Genomic DNA, 22,368 nt, shown 5'->3' on the forward strand with positions numbered 1-22,368 from the left:
ATTTACTTTTTAAAGGCTGTCACAGTGAAACTCTCTTTTCTTGTTCTGAACCGGAGTACGTGTTTTACCTCCATTATTTTTTTCGTTCAGCATCATTCCAATCAATTGGTTACGTTCCTTTTTGATGGAGTCCCTCATTTGCTTGTCTTTTTCAATATCAAAATAGACTTTACCTTGTATCAAGGTTTTTTCTGCCTTGGCATATACGGACAAGGGGTGGTCGCTCCAAAGTACAACATCAGCTTCTTTACCTTCGGCAATACTTCCTACACGATCATCCAAGTGAAGTAATTTTGCTGGGTTCAGGGTTACGGTTTTCCATGCTTCAATTTCGGACAACCCTCCATACTTTACTGCCTTTCCAGCTTCTTGGTTCAATCTTCTGGACATTTCGGCATCATCACTGTTTATGGCCACGGTGACACCTTGGCTCATCATTATGGCTGCATTGTGTGGTATGGCGTCTTTTACTTCGTACTTGTATGCCCACCAATCGCTGAACGTTCCACCACCGGCACCGTGCTCTGCCATTTTATCAGCTACTTTGTAGCCTTCCAAAATGTGGGTGAAGGTGTTAACGCGGAAACCGAATTTCTCGGCCACTTTCATCATCATGTTGATTTCGCTCTGAACGTAGGAGTGGCAAGAGATGAATCGTTCCCCGTTCAAGATTTCTGCCAGGGTTTCCATTTCTTCATCATGGCGATAGGGTTGACCACTTTTTTTCTTTTCGTCATATTCTTTGGCGCGCTGAAAATAATCGGTGTACACCTGTTCAACTCCCATTCTGGTTTGTGGGAAACGGGAGTAACTGCCCCAATTGGATTGTTTTACGTTTTCCCCCAAGGCGAATTTTATGAACTTTGGTGAGTTTTCGAACACCATATTATCGGCACTTTCGCCCCATTTTAAACGTAGAATCGCAGATTGTCCTCCAATGGGGTTGGCAGAACCATGCAGCAATTGGGCAGTGGTCACTCCTCCGGCCAAATCGCGGTATATGGCTACATCTTTGGCATCGACTACATCTTCCATTCGGACTTCGGCAGAGGAATTTTGACCTCCTTCGTTTATGGCCAAGGCCGCAATATGGGTGTGTTCGTCGATAATACCGGCTGTAAGGTGCTTGCCTGTGGCATCCACAACGGTAGCTCCTCCGGCACGAAGCCCTTTACCTACCTTATCTATTTTACCATTTTTTACAAGTACATCGGTGTTTTCCAAAATTTCTTCCCCGGTCCAAACGGTTGCGTTTTGGAAAAGGATGTTCTCTTGCTTCGGTTTTTCTTTGTAACCATAACCTACATTTGGGGAGGTCATGGCTATCAATTGTGGTTTTTCTACTGCTTCATTGCCCTTGGGTTTTTCTTCAAAGGGTGAAGTTTTTGTCAATGTGGCCATTGTCTCGTTCCCATTGGGATGTACAACGCTTCCTTTAATGGTTTGGGTGTTCGGCTCAATGTGGGCTACCATTCTGTAGGATCCCATATTGTCCTCACTAAAGGAAATGTTCACCCAATCCGAGGAATAATCAATTTTGGAATCTAAGGTTTCCTCCCCTTTTTTAATTTCCAAAGAAGGCTTGCTTGCACTACCGGTAATGGAAACCGTGTATGTGGTTCCTGAAACTGCGAGATTATAGTCTCCACGAATATCGACGATATCCATGTTTTCGATTACGTTTTTAGACCCTTGGACCCAGTTTTCGTAAAGGGTGGTTCCCTCGTCGAATATATCTCCGGAGGTAATCAGGAAATTGGCCTGACTACCGGCTTGCAATGAACCAATTTCGTTGGATTTGCCCAAAATCTGAGCGGGTACGGTGGTCAGCGCCTCAAGTGCCTTGGTCTTGGGTAGGCCGTAAGCAATGGCTTTCATTAGCTTCTCCTTTAATTCTTTTGGAGACTTAAGGCCATGCGTTGTAATGGAGAACTCTACACCCATATCGTTCAGAACCTTGGGGTTGGTAGGTGCTAAATTCCAATGTCTCATATCCTTTAGGGCAATGTACTTAGCTTCGAACGGGTCGGAAACATCAAAGGCATCCGGGAAATTTAGAGGAAGAATCAACTTGGCATTGGTAGCTTTGATTTCATCAATATATTCGTATTCGTCTCCACCGCCCAAGATAGTGTATTGAATTCCAAAGAGGTCCCCGATTTTGTCGGCCCGCAAAACGTTGCCCTGATCTCCGGCAGCATAGATTTGGGTCATTCCCTTATTGGCGATCAATGCTTCCAAGGAACGGTCTTTGGTATCTACATTTCCTTTGCTGTACCAATCCATGTCGTAATACAGTTGGCGCATCAATGCCATGGCTCCCATCAAAGAACCTGGGTAGGATTGCCTGGAGGCTTGACTTTTCTTAAAGGAGAAGTATTGTGCGGATCTATCGGAAAGAATTCGTTGCGCTTCGGACGCTTCGTCATTCAGTGTGACCAAAAGACCTGTGCCTCTTGCGATTCCATCTTCAATATGGGTGTTGATGGTTCCAAAACCAGCATCCCTCAATTCTTTGGCCTCTTTGGCATCGTACTTAAAGTTGTTGATGGCATCATTTTCTGGCATTATATGGTCGTTCCAGTAAAAACCTTCCCTGGACGGACCGTACTGTGCGGACCTGCCCCCACCGTTCGCCTTTTCTGGAAGCTTGACGCCAAATCCAGAAAATACATCGATAAATGACGGATAAATGGATTTTCCGCTCAAGTCCTCTATGACCGCATTTTTAGGAATCGTCACAGATTTTCCCACTTGTACTACTTTCCCATTTTGAATCAGTAAAGTACCATTGTTGATGATTTGTGTGGGAGTAACGTAGATCTTGGCATTGGTAAATGCCATGTAATTGTTGTTTTTCTTTGCTTTAACACCGTCGTTAATTGGAAAGTAATCCTGTGCAAACAAAGAAACACTGCCCATGAAGAGAAACAGGGCTAAAATTTTAAGTTTCATAAGGTTAAAATTGAATTAGTCGGATTAAAGATAACCTTTGTAGGAGTACTCTACAAGTTTCAATCTTGCATGGAATGCTGTTTTTTATAATTGACCATAAGCCCAACGACCGAGTTGTAACTTTTTATACCCTCCTTTTGGTTGTTTACCTTTAAAAAAGTGTTGAACACGGATTTGAACAATGGCTCGAAGGGATTTTTATATTTTTCCCAGAATATGCGCAATTCATTAAAATTTTCCTTGACCCCAAGGTTAATGCTCGCCACAACTTCTTTGTATTTTTCTTCGTCTTTGTAATATAGATCGGATAAGCAGTAACCCAAAGCATGATTGTAAGCTGAATACTTGAAATAAGGGTCGTTACTGTGGGAAGTGACCAAAAAGCCTATAAAATTGGTGGCGTCCTCTGCGGAATATCCCAATTGGTGACCAACTTCGTGACAACTAATTGTGGGCAGCCTAAATTTTGGGGTGACTCCGTTCACTTGTGCCTCGTTGGTAAATGGATTTAAATATCCGCCGTAACCCATATATGTGAGGGGTATACTGTAAATGGACGATTTTAAACTCAAGTGTCTGTGTTTAAAATTGGGATACTGTTTTTCAAATTTGGTGTAAGCTTCTTCGGTTTTGGAAAAAATCTGTTTTTTGGTGTAGGGGATATGTACCGGTGAAATTGTATCCCCTGTTAACTCCATCTGGTAATGATTTGCTTTTTTTGCAATAAAATGGGTGAAATCGACCAATTCATCCACTGTATATTCGCGTTCTATTCCAAATTTATGGTCAATCGGTTGGCGATGATAGTTCATTCCCCATAAAAAATGAAAGGCAAAATAGACTAAGGAAATCACCACCAAAATGTCCTTTAGAAAGAACAAAGGTTTCATTTTGATGTGTTTCCAGTGTTTAAAAAGATATCTTACGGCCATAAATGTAAATACAGTGTACAGCACATCTCCAAAAGAGAATGGAATCCAACCGAACAGCGTTCTCAGAGCAATGGAAATATACGGGTAGATTCCATTACTGTAATATTCTTCAATAAACGAAGGAAAGTTGCCCAACCATTTTACCAGCAGAATCTGTATCGGCAGGGCAATGGCAATTATGGTCTTTGTTTTTTGTCTCATCTAAAAATGAAGCAATATATGGCATAAAAAAGCCGCACGGAAAAGTACGGCTTTTTGATCAATATTTGAATGGTCTTATTTATTCTATACCGACCACCTCAATGTCGAAGACCAAAGTTGAGCCACCAGGGATGGGGCCATAGTCGTTGTCACCATATCCCAAATGTGGGGGGATGAACAAACGGAGCTTATCGCCGACCTTCATGGTCAACAATCCTTCACGGAAACCAGCGGCAAGCTGCGCGTCGGGACTGTAATCCATTGGGAAAGGTAGGTAGCCTCCCTGGTCTCTTCTGCCCGGGTTCAACTGGTTGAAATCCATTGCTATTTTTTCAATATTGGTATCGAACAATTCTCCATTGAACAACCACCCAGCATAATTGACCAATGCTTTTTGGCCTATTTTTGGTTGTTCCCCGTTACCTTCTACCAAGGTCAATATGCGCAGTCCGCTGGAGGTTTCTTCGGCTTCTTCGAATTGCTCCGCAAACTGAATGGCCAAATCTTCTTTCATTTTTATAAATGCAGCCTCTGCTTCTTTGGCTTCCTTGAAATAATCGGTCAAGACCTGAATGGCATCAAATTGTCTGGCTTCTTTCCCATTTCTAACAATTTCCACGTGGTTCATAACAACATCAGTGGTTGGTCTGTCACTTGCTCCGGTTTCCACATTGGCAATGCTGTCCACAACATCCATTCCTTTGACCACTTCGCCAAAAACGGTATGCTTGTTATCCAGCCATGGTGTTTCTTTATGGGTGATAAAAAACTGGCTACTGTTCGTTTTTGGCCCTCGGTTGGCCATGGATAGTATCCCTTTTTTGGAGTGGCGCAGGGAATCATTGAACTCATCTTTAAAAGTGTATCCAATATTTCCACTTCCGGTTCCGGTGGGATCACCACCTTGAATCATGAAATCTTTGATCACCCTGTGGAAAACTATACCGTCATAGAATTTTTTGTCCTTGTATTCATCATTGACATAGGGGTTTTTACCTTCTGCCAAGGATACAAAGTTGGCCACGGTTACCGGGGTTTTTTCAAACTCCAACTGAATAATAATATCTCCTTTGGTGGTTTGGATGTCGGCAAAGATACCATCGCCCAAATCGGCATATTTGCTCGATTTGCAACCTATGATCACTAGGAGGAACAGGGGGATGATGTAAATTAATTTCTTCATGGTCTATAAATTTAATTTAAACTGTCGTTAGCTATTATAATTGTGTGTAATTCCACTGATGATTTGAGGGGTGTTTTTGGACCTATAGCTTTATTGTCCCCCTGATACCCAAAGGCCATTGGTGATGGGAACAAAAACGTAACCTTTTCGTTAATCTTTAAAAGTTTTACCGCGTTTTGAAGTCCGGGAAACAATTGTTGCTTGTCTATTACATGGGAGGTTGGCCCAATATCGCTGGCCGAGTAAATGGTGTCGTTGTCGAGGGTCATTAAATTGTAGGAGAACAGAATCTGGTCTCCCGTTCTGGGTAAATAGGTGGCCGTATCGTTTTTGCTCTCATAATAATACCAAAACCCGTTGGGACTTGATACATACTCGTTGGCCGTGTCTTTGGCGATAATGGCCTGAATCGTTTTTTCTTCTTCTGCCAAGAGCTTTTTTGTACGCTCGATGGATTCTTTAAAGAAACTTCCGGTTTTAACCTCGACCGGTCTTCTTGGTTCTGGGCCTTGACACCCAACAAAGATGGCAACTACAAGTACGGCTAGGAAAATTCTCATGGGTTTAATTGGTCTTTATAACTTTTCAAAATTGTATTGAATTTGGATAAGGTTTCCTCCATGTTGGTTTCGCTCCTTCCGCCTGCGGCGTTGTTGTGGCCCCCTCCGTTAAAATGTTCTCTCGCAAATTCGTTTACGGAAAAATCACCTACCGAACGGAAAGAAATTTTTATGATGCCCTCTTCCCGGTTTTCGATAAAAATCACGGCAAAAACAATACCTTCCAAAGTTAAGCCATAATTTACAAAGCCTTCGGTATCACCTTTTTTAAAATCGTGTTGGTCCAGTTCGTCTTGGGTCAAGGTAATGTAAGCGGTACGGTAATCGGGCAAAATCACCATGTTGCTCAATGCAACGCCCAAAAGGTGCAAACGCGAAGGTGAATTGGTATCAAAAACTTCTTGGTGGATGGCCATATTGTCCGCCCCTTTATCTATAAGGTCAGCTACTACACGATGGGTTTTGCTGGATGTGGAACGGTACTTAAAAGAACCGGTGTCCGTCATTATGCCAGTATATAGATTAGTGGCGATATCTGCATCAATACCGTTGGTCTCCCCTAAAAAATCTATAAAGTTGTATACCATTTCGCAGGTAGAGCTCATGGTCACATCGGAATAGGTAACCTTGGCGTAATCGCTAGGTTGCTGGTGGTGATCGATCATAATAAAATCAGCAGTGGCCTCTTGCAGGGCCGATGCCATTTGTCCAACCCGGGAAAAGTCGTTAAAATCCAAGGTAAAAATTACGGAGGCATTTTCAATGGCTTCTTTGGCCTTTGGGTTTTCCCTTTCAAAATTGATGACTTCGTCGTTCCCCGGCATCCATTTTAAAAATTTTGGATAGTCGTTAGGGGAAACAACACGGACATTGTGTCCTTTGGTCTTTAAAAATCCGCTTAGCCCCAAGCACGATCCCATAGCGTCGCCATCTGGGTTTCTATGGGGTACGATTACGATGTTCTGAGGTTGGGAAAGAATGGATTTTACTGTCGTGATATCCGCTGAATTCATGCGGCCAAATATACAATAATATAATATAGAGGTAACTTGGTTAATGTGTATTTTTGATGGATTAAAATTACTTCATGAAACATTTTCAAATTTTAATGGCCGCGGTAATTCTTTTTGCATCCTGTAAAAAGAAGGAGGAAAAAAAGGATGAAACCGAAGAAACTCCGACCATCGATTTTGTGGTTGCCTTTGGTTCTTGCAATATGTCACAAGAACCAAATCCTTTTTGGGACGATATTTTGGCAGAAAAACCAAATGTTTGGGTCTGGGGCGGCGATATTGTGTACGCGGATACGGACGACGTAGACAGATTGAGAACTATATATGCCATGCAGGATACGGTTCCGGGATATGCAAAATTAAAAAAAGAGGTTCCTATAATCGGAACATGGGACGATCACGATTTTGGTCTAAACGATGGGGGCGCGGAGTTTGCCATAAAGGCAGAGAGTCAGCAAGTGTTTCTCGATTTTATGGGTGTGCCCAAAGAGAGTGAACGGAGAAACCGTGAGGGCGTATATGCGGCGCACGAATACGAGGTAGGGGCTGGAAAAGTAAAAGTGATCGTATTGGATACCCGATATTTTAGAAGCGAACTGCTAAAAAGTGAAGATACCAATAAAAGGTACCGACCAACGATGGATTCCACGGCAACCGTACTGGGGAGTGCACAATGGCAATGGCTGGAAAACGAGCTCAACGAGTCCGATGCCGATTTTAACCTGATTATGTCCAGCATTCAGGTGCTTTCCGGCGAGCATGGTTTCGAATCCTGGGGCAACTTTCCTTTGGAAGTTGAGAGATTGGAGAACATAATTGTACGGTCCGGCGCAAAGGGAGTTATCATTTTATCCGGAGATCGACATATTTCAGAATTCTCAAAAACCGCTGTTTCCGGACTTTCTTACCCATTGATAGATTTTACCAGTAGTGGACTTACACATTCCTATGCTAGCTTTGACGGAGAGCCGAACCAATATAGGGTAGGAGAGGTGGTTTCGGATAAAAGCTATGGAATCATCAACCTAAATATTAAAAAAATGGAGGCTGAGTTTAAGATTATGGGAGATAACGGGTCAGTGCTCCAAGAGTTAAAACAAAGCTATTGAGCCTTGTACCTTGGTCGAAAAAGTGTAAGTTTGCGCAAAATTTAAAAAATGACTGGAAATAGAACATTTACCATGATTAAGCCTGATGCCGTAGAAAATGGGTATATCGGGGCAATTTTGGATAAAATTACGGCTGCCGGATTTAAGATTGTGGCCATGAAGTACACACAATTGAGCAAAAGGGATGCCGAAATATTCTATGCCATCCACAAGGAGCGTCCATTTTTTGGCGAATTGGTGGAGTTTATGACAAGGGGTCCCATTGTGGCGGCCATTTTGGAAAAGGACAATGCGGTGGACGATTTCCGTGCTTTGATAGGGGCAACCAACCCAGAGGAAGCAGCAGAAGGAACCATCCGTAAACTGTACGCTGCCAGCATCGGAGAAAATGCCGTTCACGGTTCCGATAGTGATGAAAATGCCGCTATCGAAGGGACTTTCCACTTTTCAGGAAGGGAAATCTACTAGTTTAATACAACATTGATATAAAAAAAGCCACCTGAAAAAGGTGGCTTTTTTGTTTTTTAGTTGATCACCGTAAAACCAATTTTTTAACCAGCTCCTTTCCCATTTCCTCATTGATCATTTTAATGATCTTGCTCTTGCCCAAGCTCAATTCTTCCCGAAGTACGGAGGAGGAAAGAGAAACAAACAAAGTTTCATTTTTAAGCTCAACGGCAGTGGTGTAATTGTTTACCCCGTTTCCCATCAAGTTGGTCCATGCCTCCCTGGCGTTCACCTTATCCATTCCCTTTTGGAGCTTGTTCTCTTGGATAAACTCGTTCAGTGCTTCGCTGAGTGGAATATGTGAACTGTGTCTCTTGGCCATTATTGGGGAATTTTAATGGGTTCGAACCGTTTATATTTATAGGTAATACCTTCTTGGTTGGTTACCGAAAACGAAAGGGAATCCAATTGTACCAGTTTTTCTTCCCACTCGCTCAAAGGGGTGGAATAGCGTAAAATTACTGATTCGTTGATGTTCGATATTTGAAAGCTTTCTACATCTTTTGTTGTGTCGTAGGTGCCATCAAATTGCGGTTTCATTTTTTTACGATATCCTTGGTCATCATTTACTTGGATGAAATCTATGTTCGGATTGATGCCATATTCCTTTACGGAACCATCGGGGAAAATTACTTCTGAAATTTCCCAATAGCCGTTCAAGTGGTGCAAATCCTCTTTGTTTATGGAAGAATCCGCACACGCCCAAAACATAATGATCAATACAATGGAAAGGATTCGTTTCATACTATCACAAGTTAAATATTTTATAGCTCTGATGAATATTTTTAACAACGCTTTCTGTTCTATCCGCATGGGTGTCGCTAATAAAAATCTGACCAAAATTGTCGTTTTTAACCAAGCCAACAATATGCGCTACGCGATTTTCGTCCAATTTGTCAAAAATATCATCCAATAATAGAATGGGGGTGGTGTCCGCCAATTGCTTTATAAAATGGAACTGTGCCAATTTTAAGGCGATCAAAAAAGACTTTTGTTGTCCCTGACTTCCAAATTTTTTGATGGGGTGACCGGCAATGGTGAAATTAAGATCGTCCTTGTGCACCCCGACCGAAGTGTATTGTAGTGCACGGTCTTTTTCAATATTACTTTCCAAAAGGGATAAAAGGGAGGTGTTGCTCAACTGACTTTCGTAGGCAAGATTTATTTGTTCGTCCTTTTCTGATATATTTTGGTATTGCTCCTTAAAAATGGGCAGAAAAGAGTTAATGAATTCAACCCTTTTTTGATGGATTTCCGTTCCCAAGGAATACAACTGTTCGTTGTAAATACTCAAGGTGTCCTGGTCGAACGTACGGTTGGCAGCAAAGTATTTTAATAGCGAGTTTCGCTGTGATACAACTTTGTTGTACTTAATGAGGTTTTGCAGATACACTTTGTCCGATTGGGATATAACGCCATCCATAAACTTTCTTCTGGTGTCGCTCCCTTCTAAAATTAGGTCGCGATCCGATGGGGAAATTATCACAAGTGGTAAAAAACCTATATGTTCGGAGAACTTCTCATAAGGTTTGCCATTGCGCTTTATCACTTTTTTTGTGCCTTTTTTAAAGGAGCAGAGTATTTTTTCCGTTCTGCTGTTTTTCTCAAACTCACCTTCGACCACAAAAAAATCAGTATTGTGTTTTATGTTTTGGGTGGACACGGGATTAAAGTAGCTTTTCCCAAAACACAAGTGGTAAATTGCATCCAAAACATTGGTCTTTCCCACACCGTTATCGCCCACCAAACAATTGATCACAGGGTCGAAATCCAGTGTTTTGGAATCAAAATTTTTGTAATTGACTAAAGATAAATGTCTTAAAAACATAAAAAAATAGAGAAACAATTCGGAATTAAAAGGTGGCCCCTTAAAAAAGGGAATTCAAAAATAACGAATAAATTACCTTTTGGTTTTGGATAAAAACTTTATTTTTGCGCGACCAATTAAATGATGGATGGCAACATACAAGAAGAGAGGCTTTAAGCCAAAAAATAAGGAAGAGGAAGCTCAGATAGAAGAACACGACAGCACAACGGCCGAAGTTTTTAATACTTTGGACGAGAGCGCTTCCAAAACCGAAGCATGGGTTCAAAAGAACCAAAACTATATTTTGGGCGTAATTGGCGTAATTGCGGTGGGAGTTTTGGCCTACTTGGGTTACCATCAATTTATCCAGAACCCAAAAGAAGCGTCAGCAGCGAACGAGCTTTTTTATCCACAACAATATTTTGACCAAGCTTTGGCAAGTGAAACCGAGAAAGATTCATTGTTCACCCTTGCACTGAACGGAGCACAAGGTAAATATGGTTTTTTGGATATTATCGAAGAGTATAGTGGTACCAAGGCCGCCAATCTTGCCAAATATTCGGCGGGCATGACCTACCTTAACCTTAAACAGTACGATCAAGCGGTTGCTCAATTGGAAGGTTTCTCTTCTGATGATGATATTATGGGCGCCATGGCCAAAGGGGGTATTGGGGATGCTTTTTCCCAGTTGAACCAGCAAGAAGACGCTTTGGATTATTACGAAAAAGCCATTGCACATAGCGATAACGAATTTACAGCACCAAGATTTTTGCACAAAGCTGGTATTGTTGCATTGGACTTGGGGGACAAAAGCAAAGCTTTGGAATATTTTGAGCGCATTAAAGAAGAATACCCGAACTCTCAAGAAGCCAATAACGTGGATGCCCTGATTGGATTGGCACAAAACTAAACCATGGCCACAGAGAACAAAAACTTGTCCGTTTACGATAAAAATAAAATCCCAAACGCGAAAGAACTTCGGTTTGGGATTGTTGTTTCTGAATGGAACGATGAAATTACCGAAGCCCTGTACAAAGGGGCGGAAGAGGCTCTTTTGGATTGCGGTGCGCTTTCGGAAAATGTTATCCGTTGGAACGTACCCGGAAGTTTTGAGCTCACGTTCGGGTGCAAAAAAATGATCCAAACGGAAAAAGTGGATGCTATAGTTGCCATAGGTAGTGTTATCCGGGGAGAAACCAGTCATTTCGACTTTGTTTGCAGTGCTACCGCCCAAGGGATCAAAGACTTGAACGTAACCTACGATGTTCCTGTGATTTTCTGCGTATTGACGGACGATAACATAGAGCAGTCCAGAGCTCGAAGTGGAGGAAAGCATGGGAACAAAGGGACCGAAGCTGCCATTGCCGCTATTCAGATGTCTGTTTTGGGCAAATAAATTCGCGCCGCTAGCACACTAATAACCTAAACATACAGGGTCTGTTAACATTTTTTGGGACTTACCGTCTACCCTTTTTTTCTAATTTGAGTACCTTTGAGATTACAGCGACAAGGATACCATGCGAAACCCTTTAAAACTTAGAAAAAACAAAAGCTTCGATTATACCCCTAGATATTACAAAGGGGAGGGGAATCCTTTTAAAATTGAGCACAGGTTGGATAAATTCCGGACTACGGCGCATTCCAACAAGGGTCTCAAGAATAAGTTTACCTCCGCAATGGACGATTTACAGAACGAAGGCGATAAGAATTTAAAGCTTCGATTTTGGGTCATTGTGGCCGTATTGGTGTTAGTGTTCCTGTTTATTATCGATTTTGACCTATCAATATTCCTAAACCCATAATGGCGGACATCATTAAACTTTTACCGGACCATGTTGCTAACCAAATAGCCGCAGGGGAGGTGGTTCAACGACCTGCCTCTGTTGTAAAGGAGCTTATGGAAAATGCCATTGATGCAGGGGCGACCGCGATAAAATTGATTATTAAGGACGGTGGTAAAACACTTATTCAAGTAGTGGATAATGGCGTGGGAATGACCGAAACCGACGCTCGATTGTCCTTTGAGCGGCATGCAACTTCCAAAATATCCTCGGCCCAGGACTTGTTCAATTTGCAGACCAAAGGGTTTCGGGGCGAAGCCTTGGCATCCATAGCGGCAATTGCACATGTGGATATGCAAACAAGGACCAATGTCAACGAAATCGGGACACAAATAAAAATTGAAGGCAGTAAAATAGTGTCCCAAGATGTGGTCGCAACGCCAAAGGGAACCTCTATTTCCGTTAAAAACCTGTTTTTTAATATTCCCGCCAGGCGTAATTTTTTAAAATCCAACCAGGTAGAACTTCGGCATATAACGGATGAATTCCAACGTGTGGCCATGGTTCATCCCAATATCGAGTTCCATTTTTATAATAATGGTTCGGAAATCTTTAATCTTCCCATTACAAAGCCCCGACAACGTATAGTACATATTTTTGGCAGTAAAATGGAAAATCGATTAGTGCCAGTAAACGAGGAGACCGAAGTGGTTAAAGTTTCCGGCTTTATCTGTAAGCCCGAATTTGCCAAAAAAAGTAGGGGGGAACAGTTCTTTTTTGCCAACAACCGATTTATTAAGAGCCCTTATTTGCACCATGCCGTAGTGGCAGCTTTCGAAGGTTTGATCAAATCCGACACTTATCCCGGCTACTTTTTGTATTTGGATGTTGATCCATCTTCTATCGACATCAACATACACCCCACTAAAACAGAGGTAAAGTTTGATGATGAGAATACGCTGTATGCCATTTTACGGTCTACCATTAAGCATAGCTTAGGGCAATTTAATGTGGCACCAGTTTTGGATTTTGATCACGACCCAAACTTGGATACCCCTTATTCCTACAAAGAAAAGGGCGCTATAATCCCAAAAGTAACCGTGGATGCCGCATTTAATCCTTTTGAAGAAACTGCGACACAAAGAAGTAATGGGGGCGGAAGTTTTCGAAAACAGAGTGCCAAAGGTTGGGAAGACCTCTACGAAGGGCTTGGTCATCAGAGCGATCAAAATACCTTTAGCAGCATTGTGATCGAATCCGAAAGTGAAGAACAGGGAACCTTATATTCCAGTGAAGAGGTTGAGGAGCATTTGGCCAGCACCTTTCAATTGAGAAGGAAATATGTAGTGAGCACGGTGAAATCGGGAATGCTGGTAATTCATCAAAATAGAGCGCACGAGCGTGTTCTTTTTGAAAAGTTTTTAGGCGAGATCACGGTAAAAGAAGGCGTAAGCCAACAATTGTTGTTTCCATTGAAACTAACGTTCAATCAACAAGAATTAACGGTGCTCAAAGAAATTCATGAAAGCCTGACAAACATTGGTTTTGCTTTTCAAAGTTTGGACGAGGAAACTGTAAAAGTGACAGGCGTGCCCATGATGGTTCCCGAAAGTGGAATTGGCACGGTATTGGACCGTTTGATTGCGGATTATACGGAAGGTTTTGCTGATGGTTCCATTTCGCAGGCAGAGATGTTGGCCAAGGCACTGAGCAGGAACTTGGCCGTTAAAACAGGGAATGTTTTGGACCAAGAATCGCAATTAATGTTGGTGAACAATCTTTTTGCATGCAAGGAGCCAACTTTGAGTCCTTTTCAAAAAATAACATATACCATTATCTCCGAAGGGGATATTGATAAAAAATTCAATTAGATGGGTAGACTTACCGAAGCAGTAAAACATATTTTGATCATTAACGTGATCATGTTTTTTGCTACATCCTTATATGGGGACCAAATGTACCAATGGATGTCGCTCTGGTTTCCAAAAAATCCAAATTTTGAATGGTGGCAAGTGGTTACCCATATGTTTATGCACGGTAACCTAATGCATATTTTGTTCAATATGTATGCCCTGTGGGCCTTTGGAACGCCTCTGGAGCAGATATGGGGAAAAAGCAAGTTTCTCTTTTTCTACTTTTCGGCCGGTTTGGGATCGGCAGCATTGCATACAGGTGTCAATTACTACCTTTTTACCGAAGGAATGAATGCTTTGGAAGGTGCAGGTATTGCCAGAGCTCAGATTTTGGATATTTTGGCCAATGGTCAATATAGCCCTAGTTGGTACGATATTGCAGGGAAAAGTACCATTGATAGCATGTTAACGGCCTTTAACACCCCAGCAGTGGGTGCATCCGGGGCAATTTATGGTATTTTGGTGGCCTTTGCCTTTATGTATTCGGAAGCCAAACTGATGCTCATTTTTTTGCCCGTGCCGATAAAGGCAAAATATTTTGTTCCGATATTGATCGCTGTGGACTTGATTTTTGGTATTGGCAACGTGAACACTGGAGTGGCCCATTTCGCCCATATCGGTGGAGCATTGATAGGATTTTTAATGATGTGGTACTGGAAAAAAAACCAATTTAACAATAATCGTTGGGATTGATTTATGATGAACGGAGGACTTAGATATCAGTTCGCTAGACTGAACATAGCAGAAAAACTGATTGCCATCAACATACTTATTTTTATTGTTGATGGACTTTCGGGAGCATTGTTCGGTAAAACGTTTTCGCACTGGTTTCATTTGCCCAAGGATTTTTTTGAGTTTTTGGTGCAACCCTGGTCCTTAGTGACCTACTCTTTTTTTCATGCTGGCTTGGGACATATTTTTTGGAATATGATCGTGCTGTATTTTGCCAGCAGAATATTTCTGAATCTTTTTGATGCACAAAGATTTATCAATGTGTATTTTTTAGGGTTAATGTTGGGCGGCATGCTATTTCTATTAAGCTACAACGTTTTTCCGACCTTGATCAACTCCAACACGGCTTTGATCGGTGCCTCCGCCGGTGTGAACGCTGTTTTGATCTTTGTGTGCGCCTATTTGCCCAACCAGGAGGTTCGTCTAATTTTCTTTAATATCAAATTATGGTATATCGGCGCGGCTTTGGTGATCAAGGATTTGGTGCTGATCGGAATGGGAGAGAATATTGGCGGGGGAATGGCCCACTTGGGCGGTGCATTTTTAGGCTATATGTATGCACGACAGTTATATAAAGGTAATGATATAGGTGCTGGTTTTTCCAAATTTAGACAGTCTATCATGGACCTTTTTAAGCCAAAAGAAAAAAAGGCTCCGTTAAAAACGGTCTACAAGAAAAAATCGGCGTCCCAGAATTCGGAGGCATATAATAAACAAGCTAAACAACGGAAAATTGATACGATTTTGGATAAGATCAGTAAATCGGGTTATGAGAGCCTATCCAAAGAAGAAAAGGATTTTTTGTTTAAAGCCGGTAAAGAGGATTAAATTGTGAAAAAATCGGCCTCCATATTAGTCAAGGCGGTTTTTTCGGTCAACTTACTTGTTGCACTGTTGCTAATAATCACTGGAGTTATATCTTTTGTGCCTTTTAAGCTTGTCTCGCCAATTGCTGTATTAAGTTTGTTCGTACCCTTTCTTTTTATATTTAATACATTCTTCCTTTTTTTATGGCTGTTGAGGTTAAATAAGCGGTTTTGGCTTTCCGCAATAGCTATATTGGTGAGTTATGTTTTGCTAGGTCCCTTTTATGGTTTTGAAGACTCCGATCAAATTGAAGAAAAACCGTCTGACTTAAAGATCATGTCATATAATGCTTGGGGATTCAACAAGAATGGGTGGATAAAAAAGCCAGGGATAGGAGATAGTATTGTAGAGTTTATAACAACGCAAAACCCTGATATTGTATGTATACAGGAGCACAATAGAATACGCCATCGACAATTAACGCAGTACGCCTATCGTAGTGAGACTCCTTACTCAGAACCAAGAACTATACAGGCTATATTTTCTAAATACCCGATCGTAAACAATGGCTCCTTAAATCTGCCTGGAACCATAAACAACATTATTTATGCAGATATTGCGTTGAACAACGATACTGTGAGGGTTTATAATGTGCATTTACAGTCTTTTAGTATAGTACCCAGCGCAGATAATTTTTCCGATGGGGAAAAGTCTGAGCGTACCTACCATAGATTGGTCGATACATTCTCAAAACAATTGGAACAAGCTAAAATATTTGAAGAACATTTGAGAAAAAGTCCTTACGCCAATATTTTATGCGGGGATTTTAATAATACACAGTTTTCCAACGTCTATAAAATAGTGAAAGGAAATCTTCAGGATTCTTTCTTGGAAAGCGGAAGTGGTTTTGGTCGGACCTACGATTTATGGAAACTCCCACTGCGTATCGATTATATATTGGCAGACCCTGATTTTGAGGTTGTTTCACATCAAAATTTTGATGTGAAATTATCCGATCACTATCCGGTTATGGCCACCTTGCGCTTAAAGCCTTCACATGAGTAGGCAATCTGCTATATCAGCAATAATATGAAGGAGCAGGGCAAGGCCCACGAGTCTGGTCGGTTTAAAAAAAGGCAAAAGGCTGTAAACTAAAACGGCCCAAACACTATGTAACGGGTGGAAACCTATGCTGCAACGATCGGGGTCAAAAAGAGGGGTGGCAAACAAGTGGTCCAAATCAATTACAATACCGGCCAAAAGTATTAAAGCAACCTTTATTTTGTTGTCTTTAAAAAAATAAAGAGCAATAAGGATTGGGACCAAAAAATGTATTCCGTAGTGGATAATGTGCCTAAGCATGTGGGTTAAGATCTAAAGGGAAGCTTTTTAGATAACTCAGGGTATTGGTACCTTCGTTGAACAAAAGGTCCAGCACACTCAAATTGGGGATAAAATCATGGCGTTCCTCAAATACTTGTGTGTATGTTTCCATCTCCCATACCTGTTCTTTTTTGGCATTGACCAAAAAACGGGCATCTATTAGGTTTTTAGGCGCTGTTTGGTATCGATCTGTTGTTTCGTTCGGCACTTTGATTCCGATACAGTCCGCAATACAAGAAATCGTCTTTTGGTTGAAACGGAAAAGTGATTCGTCGGGTCCGGTAAAGAGTGTTTTTAGGTCATCTTCATAAAACTCGAAAAAGGGAGAGGTCCGATAGGCTGTCTCCAAGGTGCGCCAATGCTCCTTTTTCCAATTGTAGCTGTTTTCCATAACAACATCGGCATATTTTTGACGCCCTTCTTTACCGCCAACGTGTTTAATTGGGATATTGAGCATGTGTTTGCCTTTGTCCGTGGAAATATAGCAGCGATTTCTATACGTCTGTTTTTGAAAATTGTCGTGCGCTTCCCAAAGAACTTCATATTGAGCAATAGCTGCAAAGGTGGCAATACTCGGAAAATAAGATGGGTGCAACAGAATTTTCAAGGAACAACAATATTAAATATTAGCTATGCTTTTTTCTTCTTTTTCTTTCTAAAGAAATCAAATACGAACCAACCTGCCAAAAGGGCAATAAAGTACCAAAAATAGGATACGGGTTCTCCACTACCTCCAACTGTGGTAAATACTCGCTCCCAGCGAATCCTCCAATTGGAAATACCTTGCCTAAAGTTATCAAAGCTCATCCAAAGGAATACGGGTTTGCCAACAATATGGTCTTCGGGCACATACCCCCAAGTCCTGCTGTCTTCGGAGTGGTCGCGATTGTCGCCCATCATCCAATAATAATCTTGCTTAAAGGTGTAGCTATCGGCTTCCTCGCCATTGATCAATACTTTGTTGCCGGTAACCTTGACATCGTTGTGTTCATAATCGCGAATAATTTTTTTGTACAACGGAATGGTTTTGGAATTGATTTCTACCGTTGTACCGGCCTTGGGTATGTAAATTGGTCCAAAATTGTCGTTGTTCCAAGGATATAAATTAGGCTTTTGCGGAAATGTATTGCCACCGTACATGCCCTTAGGGTCGTTGGTTTGAACAACAGAATCAATGGCGGGATTGTTTCTTAACTCAGTAACCATGTCACTGGTTAAATTCGCCATACGTGAGCGTGGTTTTTGTTCCGACAGCGAAATCCTAAATTGCCGGATAACCTCTGTGGGTATCCCATTCTCGCTTGTGTAAAGTTCTATTTTTCCATCGTTACCTGTTTTTGCCCCGGATACGTATGGTACAAGTGCATTGTACTGTGCTTCGTTGAGGTTGGTGGCAATGTATGTTCGTAGGTAATCGGAGGCATCTACCTCTTCCAAATATCTACTGGACACCCCATTTTTGGCATAAACATCATAAACGTACATAGGTTTTGCCCTGTCCGATAACTGTAATTGCTCTCCGTTAATGTAAACATACCCGCCAATTACCTCTAACGAGTCACCTGGTGTTCCAACACATCGTTTTACATAGTTGGATTTTTTATCGATGGGTTTTATAACTGCCTTTTGAGCTTTAAAGAATTGGTACAAGGTGTCCGCGGGCAAACTGAAAACCACAATATCGTTCTTCTTGACCTTTTCAAAACCGGGCAATCGCATGTAGGGCAATTGCAGTTTGTTTATCCACGAGGTTTTGTGGGTTTCTGGATTTACATCCGCCAAATACGATCTGGTTTTTAGCACTGGTAGCGTATCGTGTACCATGGGTGCGGCCAGCGTGGTCATGGGTACTCTTGCGCCGTAATGAAACTTACTTACAAATAAGAAATCTCCCACTCGCAAAGTACGTTCCAAAGACCCTGTTGGAATTACGTATGGTTGTATAAAATAGGTGTGCACAAATGTGGCGGCAACTATAGCAAAAACTATAGAGCTTACCCACTCGCCCAAACCTGTTTTTGGCTTTAAACTACGGTCTTTAATGTATTCCACATCTTCAGAATAGTTGATGTAATAGATGTAAAAGCCTAAGGTCAGAATTACCAACCAGGTATCCACCAACGTGTTTTTTCCAAAACTTCTAATGGTTTCGACCCACACTACAGGGAACATCAATAAATTGATTATAGGGATGAACAATAATAAAACCCACCACCATGGCCTATTTATTATTTTCATCAACACTATACCGTTATAAATTGGAATGGCCGCTTCCCAAGGTTTTCTACCTGCTTTAACATATAGTTTCCAAGTTCCCAAAAAATGGATGACCTGAATGATCAGGATAAAAATGATCCACTGTGTACCGTCCATATTAAAATATTTCTTTGTTAGACCTTTGGTCTATATTCTTGTTACGTTTTTTAGCTTAGGTTTAACACATCCCTCATGGTAAAAACGCCCTTTTTTCCTTGAATCCATTCCGAGGCAATAACCGCACCCAGTGCAAAACCTTCCCTATTGTGCGCTTCGTGCTTTATTTGGATGTTGTCCACTGCACTACCGTAGTTTACGGTGTGGGTGCCGGGTACCGTACTTTCCCGTATCGATTTTATGGGAACAATATGGTCTCCGGATTCATTTAATTTCCATTTGTCGTAAGTTGAATTTGAAATAATCCCCTCTGCAAGAGTAATTGCCGTGCCACTAGGGGCGTCCAACTTTTGGGTATGATGGATCTCTTCCATGGAAACCCTGTACTGGTCTAATCCGGCCATCATTTGGGCCAGTTTCTTGTTAAGTTCAAAAAAAATATTGACTCCCAAACTAAAATTGGAAGCATAGATAAAGGCGCTCTGGTTGGCATTGCAAATCTCGATGGCATCTTCGTATTTTTCCAACCAACCTGTTGTGCCACTAATTACGGGAACTTTGTGCTTAAAACAACGGGTTATGTTCTCAAAAGCTGCTTCCGGGGTGCTAAAATCTATAGCAACATCGAATGCGGAATAATCAACTTCCTGCGAGCTATCGTTTATTTTTGCGGTTATGGTATGACCTCTATCCTGAGCAATTTGCTCGATTTTTTTTCCCATTTTACCATATCCGAAGAGACCAATATTCATCAAACTAAAATTTTATGACCATAGCCATTCCATAGTTTGGCCTATTGGTGAAAGGATTAATTTCTATGTAGGGGTTAAAATCCACTGCAAGGTCATCGCTTACATTGTATTGTTTAAGGTGGGAATCCACATTGGCATCGATAATATTAAGGGCGTATAGTGCAATGCTGATCACCAAGGCCAAATCCCTGTCTCTTTGACTACTTTCCTGAGCTTCTTGCAATGCTTCGGAAGATACATCGGGTCCGCTTCCATCCCCATTGATATCATAAAATTCGTCGTCGGCAAACCCGGCAAGTCTTCTTTTAAAGGCATTTCTTGCCCTGCGATATTCTGTATTATTGAAGGAATACACATAGATACTGGTTCCCAGAGCTCCCCAGACTATTGGAGCTTTCCAATACCGTTTGTTGTATATCTGCCCCAAACCTGGAAGAATGGCAGAATAGAATGCGGCTTTACTGGGTGCCAATGGGTTGATGTTCTCTTTTTTTGTGACTTCTTCAAAAGTAACACCCTCTCCCTCCATTTTTTGGGTAAGGGAATCGGTATCTGGAGTTTTTTTCGTCTGCTCAGTTTTTTCTTCTTCTTGAGAAAAGCTGGACTGAAACATCAAAAAGGCAAAGAGCAATAAAAGGAGGTTTTTATTCACCTGTCAATAATTTTTTGATGCGCTGGAATTCTTCTTCGGAATGAAATGGTATCACAATCTTTCCTTTTCCGTTCTTCGAGGCGGTGATATCCACTTTGGTGGCCAACCGGTTCTTGATGGAATCCAAACTTTCGGAAACAAACCCGGGTACGTTCTGCGAACTTTTTTTGCTCTCGGATGCAGCGGCTTTTGGGTTTTTGTGCGATTTAACCAATTGTTCCGTAGCTCTAACGGAAAGGCCGTCCGATACAATTTTTTCGTAGATCGCTATCTGTTCCTTTTTCTTGTCGATATTGATCAATGCCCTACCATGCCCCATGCTTATAAACCCATCTCTCATACCCGTTTGGATAATGGGGTCGAGTTTTAACAATCGTAGATAGTTGGTAATGGTGGAACGTTTTTTGCCCACACGATCGCTCAATTTTTCTTGGGTGATTTCTATTTCATCAATCAACCTTTGGTAGGAGAGCGCGATTTCGATAGGGTCAAGATCCTGTCTTTGGATGTTTTCCACCAAGGCCATCTCTAAGGATTCCTGATCGTTGGCGATGCGGATGTAGGCGGGAATAGTTTCCAATCCTACCAATTTTGAAGCACGGAACCTACGTTCCCCGGAAACCAGTTGGAACTTGTTAAAGTCCAGTTTTCTAACGGTTATGGGTTGTATAATGCCCAACTCACGTATGGAACTGGCCAGTTCTTCGAGTGCTTCGTCGTTAAAATTGGAACGAGGTTGAAAAGGGTTTACTTCTATGGAATTTACATCCAGTTCCACTACATTGCCGATTACCTGATCCGCATTTTTGTCCGACACGGACTTTATATCGTTGTCCGGGTCTTTTAAAAGGGCGGACAGGCCTCTTCCCAAAGCCTGTTTTTTTGTTGCTTTCGCCATTTAAACTTTCTCCTTGTTTTTTTTCAAAATTTCGTTGGCCAAGTTAAGGTAATTGGACGCTCCTTTGCTACTGGCGTCATATTTTATGATGCTCTCCCCGTAACTTGGAGCTTCACTGAGCCTAACGTTTCTTTGGATAATGGTATCGAAGACCATATCCGCAAAGTGTTTTTTTACTTCTTCAACAACTTGGTTGGACAGTCGTAACCTGGAATCGTACATGGTCAAGAGCATGCCCTCGATGTCCAAATCGTTGTTGTGTATTTTTTGGACGCTCTTTACTGTGTTCAATAGTTTGCCAAGACCTTCCAAGGCAAAATACTCACATTGTATAGGAATCATTACGGAGTCTGCAGCCGTAAGTGCGTTCAAGGTCAATAGGCCTAGTGAGGGGGCGCAATCAATCAATACAAAATCGTACTTATCGCCCAGATTTTTCAAGGCTTCTTTGAGCATGTATTCCCGATTGTCCTTGTCCACCAATTCGATCTCGATGGCAACCAAATCAATATGTGCAGGTACCAAATCTACATTCGGGGAATCTGTAGGTATGGTCACTTCTTCAACACTCATGGTGTGTTCCAAAAGCTGATAGGTTCCTTTTTCTACAGAATCCACGTCAACACCTAAACCAGATGTTGCATTGGCTTGGGGGTCGGCATCAATAAGTAATACCTTTTTTTCCAATACACCAAGGGAGGCCGCAAGGTTTACCGTAGTGGTAGTTTTGCCTACACCACCCTTTTGGTTTGCAATTGCAATAATCTTGCCCATTTCATAGTAAGTTAGGGGCTAAAAATACGATTATTT

24 protein-coding genes are annotated in these 22,368 nt (G+C 41.7%); 9 read left to right on the forward strand and 15 right to left on the reverse strand.

The annotated features are described in order from the left end of the window. Positions 1 to 9 precede the first annotated feature (9 nt). The 5 genes from MJO53_RS11900 to MJO53_RS11920 form a co-directional block, all read right to left on the reverse strand. On the reverse strand, positions 10 to 2,955 hold the full coding sequence (locus MJO53_RS11900) for an amidohydrolase family protein (RefSeq protein ID WP_252079226.1): 2,946 nt from the start codon (positions 2,953 to 2,955) through the stop codon (positions 10 to 12). Positions 2,956 to 3,014: 59 nt separating this feature from the next. Beyond that, entirely contained in the window at positions 3,015 to 4,088 is a 1,074-nt protein-coding gene (locus MJO53_RS11905; protein WP_252079227.1) for a DUF3810 domain-containing protein, read from the reverse strand. A gap of 79 nt (positions 4,089 to 4,167) precedes the next feature. Continuing rightward, the gene (locus MJO53_RS11910; protein WP_224835108.1) at positions 4,168 to 5,271 is read right to left on the reverse strand and encodes a peptidylprolyl isomerase; all 1,104 of its coding nucleotides are present in this window, start codon (positions 5,269 to 5,271) and stop codon (positions 4,168 to 4,170) included. A gap of 11 nt (positions 5,272 to 5,282) precedes the next feature. After that, entirely contained in the window at positions 5,283 to 5,831 is a 549-nt protein-coding gene (gldI, locus tag MJO53_RS11915) for a gliding motility-associated peptidyl-prolyl isomerase GldI (protein ID WP_252079228.1), read from the reverse strand. Continuing rightward, on the reverse strand, positions 5,828 to 6,844 hold the full coding sequence (locus tag MJO53_RS11920) for a DHH family phosphoesterase (RefSeq protein WP_252079229.1): 1,017 nt from the start codon (positions 6,842 to 6,844) through the stop codon (positions 5,828 to 5,830). Before MJO53_RS11920 ends, gldI begins: the two co-directional genes overlap by 4 nt. 74 nt (positions 6,845 to 6,918) lie before the next feature. Between MJO53_RS11920 and MJO53_RS11925 the strand changes: the two genes are divergently transcribed. Beyond that, on the forward strand, positions 6,919 to 7,953 hold the full coding sequence (locus tag MJO53_RS11925) for an alkaline phosphatase D family protein (RefSeq protein WP_252079230.1): 1,035 nt from the start codon (positions 6,919 to 6,921) through the stop codon (positions 7,951 to 7,953). 48 nt (positions 7,954 to 8,001) lie between these two features. Then, positions 8,002 to 8,421, forward strand: a complete 420-nt coding sequence (locus tag MJO53_RS11930) for a nucleoside-diphosphate kinase (protein ID WP_252079231.1) — start codon at positions 8,002 to 8,004, stop codon at positions 8,419 to 8,421. Between the two features lie 64 nt (positions 8,422 to 8,485). Here MJO53_RS11930 and MJO53_RS11935 read toward each other — a convergent pair whose 3' ends face one another. Genes MJO53_RS11935 through recF form a run of 3 tightly spaced genes read right to left on the reverse strand, consistent with a single transcriptional unit; the run spans position 8,486 to position 10,288 of the window. Beyond that, the gene (locus MJO53_RS11935) at positions 8,486 to 8,782 is read right to left on the reverse strand and encodes a DUF721 domain-containing protein (protein WP_224835104.1); all 297 of its coding nucleotides are present in this window, start codon (positions 8,780 to 8,782) and stop codon (positions 8,486 to 8,488) included. Beyond that, complete coding sequence (locus MJO53_RS11940; RefSeq protein ID WP_252079232.1) at positions 8,782 to 9,204, reverse strand: hypothetical protein; 423 nt, start codon at positions 9,202 to 9,204, stop codon at positions 8,782 to 8,784. Before MJO53_RS11940 ends, MJO53_RS11935 begins: the two co-directional genes overlap by 1 nt. Before the next feature lie 4 nt (positions 9,205 to 9,208). Next, the gene (gene recF, locus MJO53_RS11945; RefSeq protein WP_252079233.1) at positions 9,209 to 10,288 is read right to left on the reverse strand and encodes a DNA replication/repair protein RecF; all 1,080 of its coding nucleotides are present in this window, start codon (positions 10,286 to 10,288) and stop codon (positions 9,209 to 9,211) included. Positions 10,289 to 10,415: 127 nt separating this feature from the next. Between recF and MJO53_RS11950 the strand changes: the two genes are divergently transcribed. The 7 genes from MJO53_RS11950 (at position 10,416) to MJO53_RS11980 (ending at position 16,565) form a co-directional block, all read left to right on the forward strand. After that, positions 10,416 to 11,177, forward strand: coding sequence for a tetratricopeptide repeat protein (locus tag MJO53_RS11950; protein WP_224835101.1), 762 nt, complete (start codon positions 10,416 to 10,418; stop codon positions 11,175 to 11,177). Between the two features lie 3 nt (positions 11,178 to 11,180). Beyond that, positions 11,181 to 11,663, forward strand: coding sequence for a 6,7-dimethyl-8-ribityllumazine synthase (gene ribH / locus MJO53_RS11955; RefSeq protein ID WP_252079234.1), 483 nt, complete (start codon positions 11,181 to 11,183; stop codon positions 11,661 to 11,663). A gap of 121 nt (positions 11,664 to 11,784) precedes the next feature. After that, entirely contained in the window at positions 11,785 to 12,069 is a 285-nt protein-coding gene (locus MJO53_RS11960; RefSeq protein ID WP_224835099.1) for a riboflavin synthase subunit beta, read from the forward strand. Then, complete coding sequence (gene mutL, locus MJO53_RS11965) at positions 12,069 to 13,919, forward strand: DNA mismatch repair endonuclease MutL (RefSeq protein WP_252079235.1); 1,851 nt, start codon at positions 12,069 to 12,071, stop codon at positions 13,917 to 13,919. The genes MJO53_RS11960 and mutL overlap by 1 nt, the downstream gene beginning before the upstream one ends. After that, positions 13,920 to 14,654, forward strand: coding sequence for a rhomboid family intramembrane serine protease (locus MJO53_RS11970; RefSeq protein ID WP_252079236.1), 735 nt, complete (start codon positions 13,920 to 13,922; stop codon positions 14,652 to 14,654). Positions 14,655 to 14,657: 3 nt separating this feature from the next. Beyond that, positions 14,658 to 15,521, forward strand: a complete 864-nt coding sequence (locus tag MJO53_RS11975; RefSeq protein WP_224835096.1) for a rhomboid family intramembrane serine protease — start codon at positions 14,658 to 14,660, stop codon at positions 15,519 to 15,521. A 234-nt stretch (positions 15,522 to 15,755) separates the two neighbouring features. After that, on the forward strand, positions 15,756 to 16,565 hold the full coding sequence (locus MJO53_RS11980; RefSeq protein ID WP_252079237.1) for an endonuclease/exonuclease/phosphatase family protein: 810 nt from the start codon (positions 15,756 to 15,758) through the stop codon (positions 16,563 to 16,565). Here MJO53_RS11980 and MJO53_RS11985 read toward each other — a convergent pair. Genes MJO53_RS11985 through MJO53_RS12015 form a run of 7 tightly spaced genes read right to left on the reverse strand, consistent with a single transcriptional unit; the run spans position 16,554 to position 22,332 of the window. After that, positions 16,554 to 16,862, reverse strand: coding sequence for a DUF6122 family protein (locus tag MJO53_RS11985; RefSeq protein WP_252079238.1), 309 nt, complete (start codon positions 16,860 to 16,862; stop codon positions 16,554 to 16,556). The two genes, MJO53_RS11980 and MJO53_RS11985, sit on opposite strands and share 12 nt — an antisense overlap. Further along, positions 16,855 to 17,490: a WbqC family protein gene (locus tag MJO53_RS11990; RefSeq protein WP_252079239.1), complete on the reverse strand. Its 636-nt coding sequence runs from the start codon at positions 17,488 to 17,490 to the stop codon at positions 16,855 to 16,857. The genes MJO53_RS11985 and MJO53_RS11990 overlap by 8 nt, the downstream gene beginning before the upstream one ends. 23 nt (positions 17,491 to 17,513) lie before the next feature. Beyond that, a complete protein-coding gene (gene lepB / locus MJO53_RS11995) occupies positions 17,514 to 19,256 on the reverse strand; it encodes a signal peptidase I (RefSeq protein ID WP_252079240.1) in 1,743 nt (580 codons plus the stop codon). A gap of 50 nt (positions 19,257 to 19,306) precedes the next feature. Continuing rightward, positions 19,307 to 20,008 carry a 4-hydroxy-tetrahydrodipicolinate reductase gene (gene dapB, locus MJO53_RS12000; protein ID WP_252079241.1) on the reverse strand — a complete coding sequence of 234 codons (702 nt, stop codon included), beginning with the start codon at positions 20,006 to 20,008 and terminating at the stop codon, positions 19,307 to 19,309. Between the two features lie 4 nt (positions 20,009 to 20,012). Further along, entirely contained in the window at positions 20,013 to 20,660 is a 648-nt protein-coding gene (locus MJO53_RS12005) for a DUF5683 domain-containing protein (RefSeq protein ID WP_252079242.1), read from the reverse strand. Continuing rightward, positions 20,653 to 21,558 carry a ParB/RepB/Spo0J family partition protein gene (locus MJO53_RS12010; protein ID WP_252079243.1) on the reverse strand — a complete coding sequence of 302 codons (906 nt, stop codon included), beginning with the start codon at positions 21,556 to 21,558 and terminating at the stop codon, positions 20,653 to 20,655. The genes MJO53_RS12005 and MJO53_RS12010 overlap by 8 nt, the downstream gene beginning before the upstream one ends. Beyond that, positions 21,559 to 22,332, reverse strand: a complete 774-nt coding sequence (locus tag MJO53_RS12015) for a ParA family protein (protein WP_224835088.1) — start codon at positions 22,330 to 22,332, stop codon at positions 21,559 to 21,561. Positions 22,333 to 22,368: the final 36 nt, after the last annotated feature.

This window comes from Flagellimonas marinaquae, from assembly GCF_023716465.1.
GTDB lineage: Bacteria > Bacteroidota > Bacteroidia > Flavobacteriales > Flavobacteriaceae > Flagellimonas > Flagellimonas alginolytica.

Excerpts from the sequence above, each read along its gene's own strand:
- MJO53_RS11985 (WP_252079238.1), bottom strand. The coding sequence starts at position 16,862 with ATGCTTAGGCACATTATCCACTACGGAATACATTTTTTGGTCCCAATC.
- mutL (WP_252079235.1), top strand. The coding sequence starts at position 12,069 with ATGGCGGACATCATTAAACTTTTACCGGACCATGTTGCTAACCAAATA.
- MJO53_RS12010 (WP_252079243.1), bottom strand. The coding sequence starts at position 21,558 with ATGGCGAAAGCAACAAAAAAACAGGCTTTGGGAAGAGGCCTGTCCGCC.
- ribH (WP_252079234.1), top strand. The coding sequence starts at position 11,181 with ATGGCCACAGAGAACAAAAACTTGTCCGTTTACGATAAAAATAAAATC.
- MJO53_RS11975 (WP_224835096.1), top strand. The coding sequence starts at position 14,658 with ATGATGAACGGAGGACTTAGATATCAGTTCGCTAGACTGAACATAGCA.
- MJO53_RS11920 (WP_252079229.1), bottom strand. The coding sequence starts at position 6,844 with ATGAATTCAGCGGATATCACGACAGTAAAATCCATTCTTTCCCAACCT.
- MJO53_RS11950 (WP_224835101.1), top strand. The coding sequence starts at position 10,416 with ATGGCAACATACAAGAAGAGAGGCTTTAAGCCAAAAAATAAGGAAGAG.
- MJO53_RS11940 (WP_252079232.1), bottom strand. The coding sequence starts at position 9,204 with ATGAAACGAATCCTTTCCATTGTATTGATCATTATGTTTTGGGCGTGT.
- MJO53_RS11910 (WP_224835108.1), bottom strand. The coding sequence starts at position 5,271 with ATGAAGAAATTAATTTACATCATCCCCCTGTTCCTCCTAGTGATCATA.
- lepB (WP_252079240.1), bottom strand. The coding sequence starts at position 19,256 with ATGGACGGTACACAGTGGATCATTTTTATCCTGATCATTCAGGTCATC.
- MJO53_RS12015 (WP_224835088.1), bottom strand. The coding sequence starts at position 22,332 with ATGGGCAAGATTATTGCAATTGCAAACCAAAAGGGTGGTGTAGGCAAA.
- MJO53_RS11925 (WP_252079230.1), top strand. The coding sequence starts at position 6,919 with ATGAAACATTTTCAAATTTTAATGGCCGCGGTAATTCTTTTTGCATCC.
- MJO53_RS11930 (WP_252079231.1), top strand. The coding sequence starts at position 8,002 with ATGACTGGAAATAGAACATTTACCATGATTAAGCCTGATGCCGTAGAA.
- dapB (WP_252079241.1), bottom strand. The coding sequence starts at position 20,008 with ATGAATATTGGTCTCTTCGGATATGGTAAAATGGGAAAAAAAATCGAG.
- gldI (WP_252079228.1), bottom strand. The coding sequence starts at position 5,831 with ATGAGAATTTTCCTAGCCGTACTTGTAGTTGCCATCTTTGTTGGGTGT.
- MJO53_RS11905 (WP_252079227.1), bottom strand. The coding sequence starts at position 4,088 with ATGAGACAAAAAACAAAGACCATAATTGCCATTGCCCTGCCGATACAG.
- MJO53_RS11900 (WP_252079226.1), bottom strand. The coding sequence starts at position 2,955 with ATGAAACTTAAAATTTTAGCCCTGTTTCTCTTCATGGGCAGTGTTTCT.
- MJO53_RS11970 (WP_252079236.1), top strand. The coding sequence starts at position 13,920 with ATGGGTAGACTTACCGAAGCAGTAAAACATATTTTGATCATTAACGTG.
- MJO53_RS11935 (WP_224835104.1), bottom strand. The coding sequence starts at position 8,782 with ATGGCCAAGAGACACAGTTCACATATTCCACTCAGCGAAGCACTGAAC.
- MJO53_RS11960 (WP_224835099.1), top strand. The coding sequence starts at position 11,785 with ATGCGAAACCCTTTAAAACTTAGAAAAAACAAAAGCTTCGATTATACC.
- recF (WP_252079233.1), bottom strand. The coding sequence starts at position 10,288 with ATGTTTTTAAGACATTTATCTTTAGTCAATTACAAAAATTTTGATTCC.